The 12,199-nt window shown below is 60.2% G+C and carries 13 protein-coding genes; 5 read left to right on the top strand and 8 right to left on the bottom strand.

The window, feature by feature from the left end:
* Window positions 1–4: 4 nt before the first annotated feature.
* The 3 genes from SO156_RS18065 to SO156_RS18075 all read right to left on the bottom strand — a co-directional run bounded on the left by SO156_RS18065 (window position 5) and on the right by SO156_RS18075 (window position 2,244).
* Entirely contained in the window at window positions 5–1,429 is a 1,425-nt protein-coding gene (locus SO156_RS18065; protein WP_498535741.1) for a TolC family protein, read from the bottom strand.
* 9 nt (window positions 1,430–1,438) lie between these two features.
* Complete coding sequence (locus tag SO156_RS18070; protein ID WP_498535742.1) at window positions 1,439–1,726, bottom strand: hypothetical protein; 288 nt, start codon at window positions 1,724–1,726, stop codon at window positions 1,439–1,441.
* A 74-nt stretch (window positions 1,727–1,800) separates the two neighbouring features.
* A complete protein-coding gene (locus tag SO156_RS18075) occupies window positions 1,801–2,244 on the bottom strand; it encodes a hypothetical protein (RefSeq protein WP_458147452.1) in 444 nt (147 codons plus the stop codon).
* 121 nt (window positions 2,245–2,365) lie between these two features.
* On the opposite strand from SO156_RS18075, the gene SO156_RS18080 reads away from it, so the two are divergent.
* Window positions 2,366–3,655 carry an MFS transporter gene (locus SO156_RS18080; RefSeq protein WP_498535807.1) on the top strand — a complete coding sequence of 430 codons (1,290 nt, stop codon included), beginning with the start codon at window positions 2,366–2,368 and terminating at the stop codon, window positions 3,653–3,655.
* A 465-nt stretch (window positions 3,656–4,120) separates the two neighbouring features.
* On the opposite strand, the gene SO156_RS18085 is transcribed toward SO156_RS18080, so the two are convergent.
* Window positions 4,121–5,563: a DUF2252 domain-containing protein gene (locus SO156_RS18085; RefSeq protein ID WP_498535743.1), complete on the bottom strand. Its 1,443-nt coding sequence runs from the start codon at window positions 5,561–5,563 to the stop codon at window positions 4,121–4,123.
* 624 nt (window positions 5,564–6,187) lie between these two features.
* On the opposite strand from SO156_RS18085, the gene SO156_RS18090 reads away from it, so the two are divergent.
* Both SO156_RS18090 and SO156_RS18095 read left to right on the top strand, forming a co-directional pair.
* A complete protein-coding gene (locus tag SO156_RS18090; RefSeq protein WP_458147454.1) occupies window positions 6,188–6,379 on the top strand; it encodes a hypothetical protein in 192 nt (63 codons plus the stop codon).
* Window positions 6,376–6,585, top strand: a complete 210-nt coding sequence (locus tag SO156_RS18095) for a hypothetical protein (protein WP_498535744.1) — start codon at window positions 6,376–6,378, stop codon at window positions 6,583–6,585. Before SO156_RS18090 ends, SO156_RS18095 begins: the two co-directional genes overlap by 4 nt.
* A 1,474-nt stretch (window positions 6,586–8,059) precedes the next feature.
* Here SO156_RS18095 and SO156_RS18100 read toward each other — a convergent pair.
* Window positions 8,060–8,449: a helix-turn-helix domain-containing protein gene (locus SO156_RS18100; protein ID WP_498535745.1), complete on the bottom strand. Its 390-nt coding sequence runs from the start codon at window positions 8,447–8,449 to the stop codon at window positions 8,060–8,062.
* A gap of 161 nt (window positions 8,450–8,610) precedes the next feature.
* Here SO156_RS18100 and SO156_RS18105 point away from each other — a divergent pair, with 161 nt between their 5' ends.
* Both SO156_RS18105 and SO156_RS18110 read left to right on the top strand, forming a co-directional pair.
* Window positions 8,611–8,985, top strand: a complete 375-nt coding sequence (locus tag SO156_RS18105; RefSeq protein WP_498535746.1) for a cupin domain-containing protein — start codon at window positions 8,611–8,613, stop codon at window positions 8,983–8,985.
* Window positions 8,986–9,386: 401 nt separating this feature from the next.
* Window positions 9,387–10,775 (top strand): DUF1254 domain-containing protein, encoded by a 1,389-nt coding sequence (locus SO156_RS18110; protein WP_498535808.1) that lies wholly within the window; start codon window positions 9,387–9,389, stop codon window positions 10,773–10,775.
* Window positions 10,776–10,920: 145 nt separating this feature from the next.
* On the opposite strand, the gene SO156_RS18115 is transcribed toward SO156_RS18110, so the two are convergent.
* The 3 genes from SO156_RS18115 to SO156_RS18125 are packed head-to-tail and all read right to left on the bottom strand — an operon-like array spanning window position 10,921 to window position 12,187.
* The gene (locus tag SO156_RS18115; RefSeq protein WP_458147458.1) at window positions 10,921–11,322 is read right to left on the bottom strand and encodes a DUF4864 domain-containing protein; all 402 of its coding nucleotides are present in this window, start codon (window positions 11,320–11,322) and stop codon (window positions 10,921–10,923) included.
* A gap of 13 nt (window positions 11,323–11,335) precedes the next feature.
* Window positions 11,336–11,971, bottom strand: coding sequence for a TetR/AcrR family transcriptional regulator (locus SO156_RS18120; RefSeq protein WP_498535747.1), 636 nt, complete (start codon window positions 11,969–11,971; stop codon window positions 11,336–11,338).
* A gap of 15 nt (window positions 11,972–11,986) precedes the next feature.
* Window positions 11,987–12,187 (bottom strand): hypothetical protein, encoded by a 201-nt coding sequence (locus SO156_RS18125; protein ID WP_458147459.1) that lies wholly within the window; start codon window positions 12,185–12,187, stop codon window positions 11,987–11,989.
* Between the last annotated feature and the right edge of the window lie 12 nt (window positions 12,188–12,199).

Below are 12,199 nucleotides of genomic sequence, written 5' to 3' on the forward strand. Positions count from 1 at the left end.
CGTCTCAGTGTCCGCCATCGCCAGGCGCTGCCGCGGCGATGGTCGTGGCATCGTCGGTGCCGCCCGCAGGTGCGCCGCCGCCGTTGACGGCGGTCTGCAACTCGGACTGCGCGAGAAAGAATTTTTGCTTCGCGTCGATCGCCCCGCGCAGCGAGGAGAGGCGCTGGCGCGCCTCGGTCAGAAGCGCGAAGATATCGACCTGCATGCTGGAGAAGCGAAGCTGCATCTCCTCTGTGATGATTTTTCGCAGGGGCAGGATCTCACGCTGGTAGTGGCTGGCGATGTCGTAGGTCGAGCGATAGGCACGGTAGGCGTCGCGCGCTTCGGAGCGCACAGTGATGGCCCGCTCGGTCAGCCGGTTGAAGGCGAGATTGTAGGTTTCGGTCACCTGCCGCACGCGCACCTCACCGCCATCGAAGATCGGGATCTGGAACTGCACGTCGAAGCCGCGCTCGCGGAACGGCGCGCCTTCCGGATCCTGGGTGCGGCGGGAGACGCCGGCGAGATCGAGCAGCGTGACGAAGCGCGTCGCTTCGGTGAGATTGAGCGATTTTGCCAGCGCCGTGAGCTCGAGCCGCGCGATCTGCAGGTCGATGCGATGAGCCACCGCATCGGTCTCGACGGAGGTCAGCGCGAGCGGCCGGCGGGGCAGCGGCGGCAACGCGTTGGGCAGGCGGAAGTCGAGCCCGTCGTCCCACAGCCCCATCAGCCTCGCGAGCTTTTCGCGCGCACTGGTTGCTGTCTGTCGGGCAGTGGCGAGATCGGCCGTGGTCTCGGCGTAAAACACCTGCTCGCGGGCCTGATCGAGCTTGTTGATCGATCCGGTCTCACCGAGCTTCACGGCGAGCTGCGCGGTGGACTCCGCCGTCGATTTCGCGTCGGCCAGCAGTGCCACCATCTCGTTGGCGGCAACGGCGCGGACATAGCCGCGGCGCACGTCGGCGGCGAGCCGCAGCGTTGCCAGTGCCGCGCGCAGCTGCGCCTGGTGGAAACGGTCGCGGGCGATGTCGGAGCGGAACGGCAGCGTCGCCAGTGCCAGGATATCGCCGATGACCTGGCGCTCGATTTCGCTGGCGCCATCGCCTGAAATCCGCGAGACCGAAAAGACTGGATTGGGCGGCAGGCTTTGCTCGACGAGATCGGTCTCGGCCAGTGCCAGCTCGTCATAGGCAGCTTGCAGCCCCTTGTTGTTGAGCAGCGCGATCTGCACGGCGGCATCCGCGCTGAGCGTCCGCGACAGCAGGCGGCGAACGCGATCGTTGACTGTATCGGCCCCCTCGGCCGTCCGCACGAAAGCGACATCCTTGTTGATGCTCCGGCTGGTCAGGTCTGCAACAGTGCTCATGCCGCTGTCGGGCGAGAACGCGGCGCAGCCGGAAAGGCCAAGTGCGACGAATGCGAGCAGGCCGCGCGCGAATGGTTGTTCCATGGCGCGCTCCTACTGGTCCGCTTTGGGTTGAGGCGCGACACTGTCGTTGCGCTCGCGCCATGGCGCCGGCATTGTCGGTCGCAGGCTGGTGTAGGGCGCGATCGTCGAGCGATAGCCGACGCGCGCGACCTTGGCCGCGGGATCGGCAGGATCAGCGCTCGCCAGCGGTGCGGTGGTCGCTGGCATGCAGCCGGACAATGCGAGCGCCGTTGCGACTAGGATCGGCCGAGTGAATCCAAAGTGCCATCCACGCGCCGCAGATGCGACGGCGAGCTTCGCCCCGAAAAGGGTAAGCATGGGTAATCCCTGATCTGTCTGATGACCACGAGCCCGCGCGCAGGTTGCGCGAGGCCTCACGTCGTGACGTCAGGTCAGGCGATAGGGGGACGGTAGAGCAGGGGCGGCGCCTCGCTGTGCAGGCTCACCGCGATCTCGGGCGCACAGGCCGAAATCGGCTGCACCGGCTTGACGACGTCGGGCAGGGCGGCCGGCAGCGCGCTCGCGCACATCATCGCGCAGCAGGGGCCAGGTGTGCCCTTGCCGTCATGATGATGTGGTGCAGGTGCATTCTGCCCAGCGGTCTGGTGATGCGCATGCGCGGCAATGTGATCATGGCCGCCGTCGGCGTGCATCCCGCTCGCACCATGATGGTGCTCCGGCGCGAGAACGACTGTCTGCAAGTCATCGCCAAGGCACGGCGCGGGACCGCTGCCCCACGCAAGCGCGGCTGCCGGCGCGAGGACGCAGAACAGATAGGCGAGGGCGACGAACCACCCCACCCTGATCCGCATCGATCGCGTCAATTGCAACAACATCCCGTCGACATGTCCGTTGCGCGGCCATGATGCACACGCAGATTGCAAATTAATGGCAAAGCCCGGTTCCGCCAGGCTCTTCTTACCGCAGCGCACCGCGCATGCCCAATATCGCAGCATGATGCTTGACCGCAAGGCGGTCAGCGAAGAAGGTCGCGCCGTGCACGCGCCAAATCACCCGCAGCGACCGGCCGGCTTCACCCCTGATTCACGTCAGGCCTGGGTGCGGCTCGTGCTTGCACTCGTGATCGGATCGATCGGCGCCGTCGGCATGTGGGCGGTCGTGGTCGTGATTCCCGTGGTGCAGGCCGAATTTGCGGCCACGCGCGGCGCGGTGTCGCTGGCCTTTACGCTCATGATGTTCGGCTTCGGCCTTGGCGGTGTGATCGCAGGCAAGATCACCGATCGCTTCGGCATCGTGCCGGCGATGGCGATCAGCATCGCCTTTCTCGGCGTCGCCAACGTGCTGGCTGGGCTGTCGACCCAGCTCTGGCAGTTCGTGGCGGTGTATTTCCTGATCGGGCTCGGGACATCCGCGACTTTCGCGCCGCTGATGGCGGAAGCCTCGCACTGGTTCGAGCGCTATCGCGGCCTCGCCGTGACCATCGTCGCCAGCGGCAATTATGTCGCGGGCGCGATGTGGCCGCCGATCGTGAATTGGGGCGTGCAGACTGCCGGCTGGCGCATGACCCACGTCGGCATCGGCATCGTCTGCGCGAGCACGATGACGATGCTGGTTCTGGTCCTGCGGGCCCAGATCGGCCACGACAAGGTTCGCAATCACGCCAACGCACCGCCGCCGCGCGTCGATCTCGGGCTGTCGACCAACACGCTGACGGTGCTGCTGTCGATCGCCTCGATCTCCTGCTGCGTCGCGATGGCGATGCCGCAGGTCCACATCGTCGCGTATTGCGGCGACCTCGGCTACGGCGTGGCGCGCGGCGCGGAGATGCTGTCGCTGATGATGGGCTGCGGCATCGTCAGCCGGATCGGCTCGGGCTACCTCGCCGACAAGATCGGCGGCATCCCCACGCTGCTGATCGGCTCGCTGGCGCAGTGCTTCGCGCTCATGTTCTATTTGTTCTTTGACAGCCTGACCTCGCTCTACCTGATCTCCGCGATGTTCGGCCTGTTCCAGGGCGGCATCGTGCCGAGCTACGCCATCATCGTGCGCGAGGCGATGCCGGCAAGCGAAGCTGCGACCCGCGTCGGCATCGTGATCTTCGCCTCCGTGTTCGGCATGTCCTTCGGCGGCTGGGTATCGGGCCTGATCTTCGATGCCACCGGCTCCTACGCCGCCGCCTTCGCCAACGGCGTGGCGTGGAACGCGCTGAACATCGGCATCGTCGCGCTGCTCCTGATCCGCTCGCGCATGAACGCAGCGAAGGCCGGTCCGGGGTTTGCGACCTGAGGCTGGGAGCGATCTTTACGGCCCTCCATCAAAACTCGAAAAACAACCCCATGCACAGTAGGAGACGCTGACCGGAACTACGGATTTACCGAAATAAACTTGACGCGTCGGGCAAATCAGGGGTAAAAGAGGATCATCGCGCAATCTGCATGACGGAAGGGACAGCCTGAGAATGGAGCACGGCGGGCGTCTATCAGCGCGCACGGCTTCAGCCGACATTTGAGGGCGGCGAGCCCGTTGGCGAATGTGATCGGCTCGACATCCACAACCCTTGACGCGTGAGCGTCGGCTTTTTGAGGCCAAGCGGAAGTTTTTTCGTTCGATCAGAGCATTCCCGCTTTTGACCCGTCTGAGACAAACCTGCCGATCGCTTCGGAGATTGTTCCCATATTGGAGATGCCCGGAAGTGCGCGCCATGCTCTCGAGCGACGCGAATGACCCCTTGGCAGGCCGCCCGTAGCCTATTTACTTCCCTGCCACCCTGATCCTCCTTGTCCTTTTTGCGCGCGACAGCGCCTCATAATCCTGCTCAGTCTGTCGGGCGTAACTCGCCGCAAATTTCGCTAACGCATCATCGAGGACATCGCTCTTGCCGCAATAGCCCGCGATCATCGCGACGTCCCCGGACTTCGCGTGCGCGAGCGCCAACGCCCAGCCACACAGCCGGCAATAGTCCGGGAGCGTTTCGAGGTTGTCTACCTTGACCCCACCCTTCATGTCCGCCAGCTGACGAATATAGAACTGCTTTCCTTCAACCTCGCCCCAACCCAGAAAGATATCCGGCGAACCCTGGGTCAGACGTTGACCGAATACCACCCTTTGACCGTGATGCCGGAATGGCAGCTTGAGGTCGACGTATGGCGCCAGAACGGAGGCGTTAGCCTCCTTGATCTGCAGGAAGAGGGGATCGCTCTCGTTGGCTCCTTCGAGCATGAGCATCCAGCATTCGGTGCCAACGCTGCCAACGCCCACCACTTTGCGGGCGACGTCTGTGATGTGATAGCGCGAAAGCAGGAGCTTGCGGTCGTAACCGAGCGAGTGAATGTACGAGTGCAGGAAGCGGTCAAGCGCGACTTTGATGGAGGTTCCTTTCTCGGTGTGGGTTTCGCGTACGATCAGCGGAACGTCTTCGATGAATCGATGATGCCCCTTCACAGGCTCGGTCAATTTGTCGAACGTGGTGATGTGTCCTCGTGCTTTCGCCCGATCCATGACATTTCTGGCGAGGCGGCGCGAGTCAGGCGTCAGGCTGCCCAGTATGGCGCGCTCGTCGATCCGCTGATACCAGACGCTCAGGTATCCCATCTCAGCGTAGCAATGGATATGCTTTCTGTAGGAGCGAACGCATTCACGAGCGGCCTGTTCGGATTGCGCCTGGTCGCCGCCGAGGAAGTTGGCCGCGACAGTAGCGCTGGCGGCAAGTCGCTTGAGATCCCACTCCCAAGGACCAACATGGATTTCATCGAAATCGTTGATCGAGAAAACCAGATTTCTCTCGGCCGTGGCGTAAACACCAAAATTGCTGATATGCATATCTCCACACGCTGCAACGCGAATGCCTGATACGGGCGATGTCGACAAGTCGCTTGCCATGACCGCAGCTGATCCGCGCAGGAAGGCAAAGGGGTTCGCGAGCATGCGGCTGTAGCGAACGGGCACTAGCTTCTGGACTCGCGTTGCGTTTTGTCGCTCGAGAATATCAATGGGATCAGGACGGTGACTGGACCGGTCATAGATCGCATGCGACGTGCGTGGCACTTGCTTGCGCAAGGCCTTTCCGGCCTCCATTCGCTGGTTGGTGGAAGGCTTTCTGATCGTGAAACTTTCAAGCAGAGCGCCTTCTTTGGTCGACCCGAGCATCCGGTAAAAAGTGGGGTCGACATTGGACTGCAATCGAACCATGCCCATGCTGTCCTCCAATAGCTTGCGGATCTCTCGCAATGGCGAAAGCCTAACCTGCTTCAGATATCGCCGCCTAGGCTACCAGACTGGGATTGGAGATGCCGGGACAAAAGGGTCATGGCGGCCAAGTTGCCTCTTGGCCCCTCGCGTCATTTGCTGCGTCTGCTCAATGCGTGGGCTATCGGGACCGAAGCGGACACCGATTGGTCGCAAGCGCTGCCTGGCTCAGTCGCGAATGACGCGAAGCAGACATCCCACAAACGAAGATCATTCTTGCCAACGAGTTTCTATCCAACGCCGACTGCTGGGGCGCTCGTGATTTCTGTCACAGATTGAAAAACCACCCTCCGATATCAACACGAGCGGTGGAGGCACGGGCGTGCTTTGAGCCAGATGTTGCTCACATGAGAGGGACGGAAGATCGCGTCATGGCAGCATTAATTATCGGAGTGTTTCTCGTTGCTGCGTTCGCGATCAGCAGGCTCGTTTAGCAAATTGAAGTTCGTTCCCCGAAGTCTTTCAAAGCACGCTGCGCATGGTGAGACGTATCACAGATTGAATAGCAAGGCCGCGCCTATTCTTCGCCTTCAAAGGGAATGGTCCCTCTTAATAATAGCAGGAGCATTCAATATGGGCGAGATTATTCGATTTGTCGCAAAGTCTGAGCGCGAGCGAGCCCGCTTAATTCGAGAAGCCCGCGCGATATATGACAGCATCTTCCCGGCGGCTGATCCGGTCAGGGAGCAGCATGACAAGGCATCGATAAGTCACACGGTCAGCGGCCCCAAAGCCCATCGCGGCGACGGAGGTCTCGTGTCGTGATCAAGGTCATCGCCGTGCTCTGCAGTCTCTCTTCTCCGACGAATTGCCACGAGCAGATCGTCACCACCTCCGACTTCGCCGACGTCTCACTGCAGTCCTGCCTGATGGGCGCGCCGCAGCTCGCCGAGTGGATGAACCAGCATCCAGCAGAGCGCCTGGCGGCATGGCGATGCGTGATTGGTAACCAGGATCGCAGGGGAGCTTAGCGTGGAAAGCTGCCTCCCCAGACGGTTTGAACCGCTTAACCACGACCGCTGCGGTTACTGACTGGGACCGTTCAATGGCCTGCCCATCGAGCAAGTTCTTGTTTGCGGAGCATGAGCCTGGAAGTGGCCCCAAGCCGAACAGCGCTTGGGCCGTTGTGATGTCTGCTGTCGGTGGTAAACCGGACGTGGGGCAGCTTGCCTTGACCGCTGCTTGTGCCCCGAAGCGCATTGCGCATGGCTCGAAATCCCTCGAGCCATGCTATCCCGTCTTCGAGTGCAGCCGGCGGGTGGCGTGGACTATCGGGTGCCCAATTGCTTGATTTCGGCGACTCGCTTTTCGCCGGGCAACTTGCCCCCGGCCAGCAGGCTGCTGCAAATCCACCGAGATTCTCTGGGTTGCGCGCCAAGGAAAGCCTTGGTCTCTACGCACTGCGCGTAAGTGTTGTAGCTGAGCGTGTCTGTGCACGTTGGCGAGAACATGCTACCATCCATTCCTCCCTGGCCAGCAAGGCTACATCCAACCCAGGGGGCGTTGCCGACCCTGAAACTTGTTTCGCAACCACCGTTGCAGCTGCGGGCTTCTCTCTCCAGCTTGGCAAGCCTCCCCAATGTTGAATTCGGCGCGAACCCTGGCGTTTGAGCGGTTGAGGTGCCGGTTGTCCTGCGGGATGTCACCGTGTTTGACGACCCCCGTTGCGAATGATGGGGCCTTGCTGCCTGGTCCGGCGCATTGACGGTGACACCGGGAAGCGTGCTGGTGGCCGAACCTTGCGGCGATGCCGGGCCACACAGGAAGACAGTTGCGAACATAGCGAGGACCGAGGGGGCGACAGCACTTGAAGACAATTTCATGATGATGCCTTTCCAGGACGGACAGGCCGTCCATTGGTCAAAATAAACCACGCGCAATTCGTAGCTTGTATTCTGCAACCTGGCTAGCGGCTTGCTCGCCAAAAAGTTGTGCACGCCGGCGTTGCGGGCAACGGATACGCCCAAGCAAGCGCCTGGTGCGCCGCAACAATCGCGTTGGAAGGGCACGGGCACCAGTGCTGTCTTCCGCTCATGGCCTTAAGGGACAAACTGATACTTCCAGGAATGGAAACGGAGATCGGACCTTCTGGCAAAATAGGAAAATCCGAAAACAATTTGACGCGTCGGGCAAATCACCTCTAAAGTGGCATCATCGAAAGAGTTCGCATCAACCCGCGCGGAGAAATCCGCTGCGGGTTTTATGCTTCGATAACAACCATGCCGCGCTGGGCTCATTTTGGCTGGTGATTCAGGGCGGAGTCCGCTTTCAACACGAGAGCGGACCAACATGCGGCTTAGCCGAGACGGCCGCTTTTGACCCCGAGCGGACATTTTGCAATCGGACGATGGCCTATTCTTCTGCTAAATGACGCTTGCGTAATGCTGCGGCCCCAATGAGCCTCATGCGTCTCGTGCGCGCTCACGGCAGCGATTAGCGGCCCTTCTAAGTGTCGAGCTTGGAGGCTTTCAAACTTTTCTCCGCAGTATAAAAAATGCGCATCGCTTCGGTGACGTACTTTGTCTGATTGTGGGCGCGTTCTTCCGACAGTAGATAGACGTTGCCGTGACGCGCGACCACGCCAGTTCTTGAGAACTCGTTGAGCTTGCGAATTACCGTCGAGCGCGGCAGGCCCACGTAATGCGAGATTTTTGTTGCATTCATAGGTCTGTTTTCTGCGTGGCCCACCATGATTGCGGAGCCAATCAACAACAGCGAGTGATCAGCAGGCTTCTTGCCGAACACAGAGTCGACCATCACACGGGTGAGCGCAATGTACGCTTTCGCCAATGCAAGCCGCTCCGTACGGTGCATAATCGGGTACGTCCCAGGCATGTGACCCTCCTTTGATATTTTCATCACCGTAAGGCTGACCTGGCGATTAACCGGCGGCGATAGCGCAACGACATGAGTGTCCAAAATGGACGCTCTATCACAAGACCGTCGTTAGGATCGGATGTTACTAGCAGATCGCGATCCAACTCAGAGGGGATGTAATGAAGTCCTTTGGAATCTTGTTGAGAGCAGTGGTGTTGACGGGCCTGGGCTGCTCCGCTTCGGTGGCCCAAACCGCAGAACCAACCTACAAAGCCGATCCTGACACCTACAAAGTGATTTTTGAGGACGCTAACTACCGAGTGATCGAAGCGAACCACAAAAAGGGTGTCCACGACAAAGTGCACGGTCACCCCGTGCCGTTTGTCGTGGTTAACCTTGCCGACTGCAAGAACAGGCTGAACGGGGCCGATGGTAAGACAACTGAAAATGTCGCCAAGGCCGGATCAGTGCAGGTATTGCCTGCGATCCCCTCACACTCAGCCGAGAACATCGGCGACGCGGACTGCAAACAAATCTTTGTAGAAAAAAAATAGGCATTCGCGCATCCGAAAAGAGACGGGGCAAACATCACTCTAGGAGCCGCCGGGGACTGCGCCCGACGGCTCTATCATTTTGGGCGGCCCCGGGTGTCGACCTTCTTCTGGAGGCGCAAATTGACTGCCTATGGCCCTTCGCGTCGTTTGCTGCGTCTGCCCAAAAGCAGTCGCTATCGGGACGGAAGCGGACATCGATTGGTAGTGAGCACTGCCCGGCTCAGTCGCGAATGACCCAAAAGAGGCATTCTTGATTTAGATCAACGAGAAATGACATGGCGTTTCGTCTACTCGGGGTTGTCAGGCCACCCGTTAGGCCGAATAATTTCTATGCTCAGCCGCAACGCATTCATGGGAGAGATCACGTGAGTAGAAGCGCGATTTCTTTGATATTGGGTCTTATGCTCTCGCCTATCCTTTCACTCACCACGCAGGCACAGAGCGTCATCACCGAGCAGGAGGCGCAATCCATTGCCAGGGATGCCTACATCTACTTCTATCCGTTGGTGTCCATGGACGTAACCCGCAAGCAGCTTACAAATGTCGAGCCTGGCAAAGGCATCGGCGCGCCCATGAACATGTTGTTCAACGTTCCGACCTTTCCCGCTGCCGACATGAGACAGGTCGTGCGACCCAATTTCGACACGCTGTATTCCTTTGGGTACGTCGACCTCACCAAGGAGCCGATGGTCGTTTCGGTCCCTGACACGGGTGGGCGTTATTACCTGCTGCCCATGCTCGACATGTGGACGGACGTATTTGCGTCGCCGGGTTGGCGCACGACGGGAACGCAAGCGGGCAATTTCCTCGTCACGCCACGCGGTTGGAGCGGAACCGTACCGGAAAAATTTACGCAAATCGAAGCGCCGACCCCATACGTCTGGATTATTGGCCGCACCAAGACTGACGGTCCGGCGGATTACGATGCGGTTCACAAAATTCAGGCCGGGTACAAAGTCACGCCGCTCTCGGAGTGGGGCAAGCCATCCAAACCAGTCGAGGCGAAGATCGATCCGAGGATCGACATGAAGACGCCTCCAAAAATTCAGGTCGATACCATGAAGGGCGGCGATTACTTCGTCTATGCGGCTGAGCTTCTCAAGCTGCACCCGCCCCACCTCACTGACCAGCCGGTTATTGCCCAGATGAAGCGGATCGGCATCGAGCCGGGCAAGAGCCTGGATATGAGCAACCTCGATCCCGTCGTGAGGAAGGCGCTGGACGATGCCCCGGCGGCTGGGCAACAACTCATGGAATGGAAAGTGCCAACTATTGCCCGGGTTGCGAATGGCTGGTCAATGAATACCGACACGATGGGCGTGTACGGCAATTATTATCTCAAACGCGCCATCGTCGCGCAGGTTGGCCTCGGCGCGAACCTACCGGAAGATGCGATCTATCCACTTAACCTCGCCGACGAAACCGGCAAGCCGCTCGACGGCGCAAGCAAATACTCCGTCCACTTCGACAAGGGCGCTACACCACCGGCAAATGCCTTTTGGTCGATCACGCTCTACGACAGTGACGGCTTTCAGGTAGCAAACAGCCTCAATCGCTTTGCGGTGAGTAGCTGGATGCCATTCAAATACAACCCGGACGGCTCTCTTGACCTCTACTTCCAGAACGAGAGCCCGGGAGCGGACAAAGAGATCAACTGGCTGCCCGCGCCAAAGGGGCCTTTCAACTTGACGATGCGCCTCTACGCTCCGAAATCGGACGCCCTCACCGGCAAGTGGAACCCGCCGCCCATCACGAAGCTTCAGGGCGTGTCGAACCTGATGGCTCAGTGAGCATCAACGCGAGCATCGACGCTCACGCACCGGTGCTCACCTTACGCTGAATGTCGGCTCATGGCCCTTCTCGGACCTCATGCAACGCCGGCATCTTCGACGTTATTGAAGGTTAAACGGACATCACAGACGCGAGAGTCCACGCCTAAACTGCCTGTCCTGCCTTCGACAGCGAGCATCCCGTGATCTTGTAGCTGCCGTCGCTCTGCTGCTCCAGCGTATAGAGGGCGTCCCAGGCTTCGTTATTGGCATCGATGATGTGGACGTACTGGCCGATCCAGTCGCCATCGACCTTGGTCTCGCCGAACTCAAAGCTCTTGTGCCGATAGATCGGTGCGTAGGCACTCTCCACCATCGCCATGAAGATGTCGGCGGCCGGGAAGATCTTCCTGATCGCGGGCGCGGCGTAGGAATAGGCGGCCGCGGCATCGTCGCGGGCAAAAGCCTGCTCCTGGGCGCGGATCACGCTCTTGGCGTCGGCGATGTTGTCGGCCTGCGCGGCCGCAAAACTCAGGAGTAATGTGATCAGCAACACCGCGATGCGCATCACTGGCTCCGTATTATCGTTTTTTCTTCGCCGCCGGTTTTGTCTTTTTGACGGCCGCGCGCGATGATGGTTTGGACTGCACGCGAAGTCCGTCGACGAATACGTCGAGCAGCCTGAGCGCGGTCGATTGCCAGCCGGGTTGGTCGTGCATGTAGCACATGCCGAAGAATGCACGCAGCAGGTCCTCGGGACTGATGTCGGCCCGCATCTGGCCGGCTGCAACCGCACGATCGAGCAGTGAGCCGATGGCTTTGGTCAGACGCTCGAACGAGAAAGCGTGCAGCTCCGACCCGCTCTGCACCGCAAGGGCCAGCGCTGCCGACATGCCTTTCTTGGTCGTGACGAACTCGACATTGGAGCGCAGCCAGCGCCGCAGGGCGTCAACCGGGTCCTTCGCGCTTCTGAGTTGCTCGGCAAGCTCGCCGAGCTGCTCGACCTCGCGGCGGTACACCGCCTCGAACAGTGCCTCGCGCGTTGGAAAATGGCGATAGAGCGTGCCGATGCCGACACCGGCGCGTTTTGCAACGGCTTCCAGGCTCGCCTCCGGCCCACCCGCGCTGAACACGGCTTTCGCAGCCTCCAGCACGCGCTCGCGATTGCGCACGGCGTCGGCGCGGGGCTTCCGGATGTTGTCGACCTGGTCGTCCATACAGACCAATCTAGATCACGATCTGGTTAGATTGAACCCTTTGCGCGAGGCATCGCGTTGTTTGCACACGGGGTTTTGACGAATTCCAATATTTTTCGACGGCACTTGTGAAACGGAGGGTGCCTCCGTATCTTCGCTGACACGTCGGCTCGTCTCATGTTCGTCCGGCGACAGATCGACTGCGGCCACGGCGGTGGCGCGCATGCGATCGACCATCTCCATATCTGA

This window comes from Bradyrhizobium sp. UFLA05-125 (assembly GCF_059803515.1).

Bases quoted from the DNA above. Each gene is read 5' to 3' on its own strand.
- SO156_RS18115 (WP_458147458.1), bottom strand. From the start codon at position 11,322: ATGCGCATCGCGGTGTTGCTGATCACATTACTCCTGAGTTTTGCGGCC.
- SO156_RS18105 (WP_498535746.1), top strand. From the start codon at position 8,611: ATGAAGTCCTTTGGAATCTTGTTGAGAGCAGTGGTGTTGACGGGCCTG.
- SO156_RS18100 (WP_498535745.1), bottom strand. From the start codon at position 8,449: ATGCCTGGGACGTACCCGATTATGCACCGTACGGAGCGGCTTGCATTG.
- SO156_RS18120 (WP_498535747.1), bottom strand. From the start codon at position 11,971: ATGGACGACCAGGTCGACAACATCCGGAAGCCCCGCGCCGACGCCGTG.
- SO156_RS18125 (WP_458147459.1), bottom strand. From the start codon at position 12,187: ATGGTCGATCGCATGCGCGCCACCGCCGTGGCCGCAGTCGATCTGTCG.
- SO156_RS18065 (WP_498535741.1), bottom strand. From the start codon at position 1,429: ATGGAACAACCATTCGCGCGCGGCCTGCTCGCATTCGTCGCACTTGGC.
- SO156_RS18085 (WP_498535743.1), bottom strand. From the start codon at position 5,563: ATGGGCATGGTTCGATTGCAGTCCAATGTCGACCCCACTTTTTACCGG.
- SO156_RS18075 (WP_458147452.1), bottom strand. From the start codon at position 2,244: ATGTTGTTGCAATTGACGCGATCGATGCGGATCAGGGTGGGGTGGTTC.
- SO156_RS18090 (WP_458147454.1), top strand. From the start codon at position 6,188: ATGGGCGAGATTATTCGATTTGTCGCAAAGTCTGAGCGCGAGCGAGCC.
- SO156_RS18110 (WP_498535808.1), top strand. From the start codon at position 9,387: ATGCTCTCGCCTATCCTTTCACTCACCACGCAGGCACAGAGCGTCATC.
- SO156_RS18080 (WP_498535807.1), top strand. From the start codon at position 2,366: ATGCTTGACCGCAAGGCGGTCAGCGAAGAAGGTCGCGCCGTGCACGCG.
- SO156_RS18070 (WP_498535742.1), bottom strand. From the start codon at position 1,726: ATGCTTACCCTTTTCGGGGCGAAGCTCGCCGTCGCATCTGCGGCGCGT.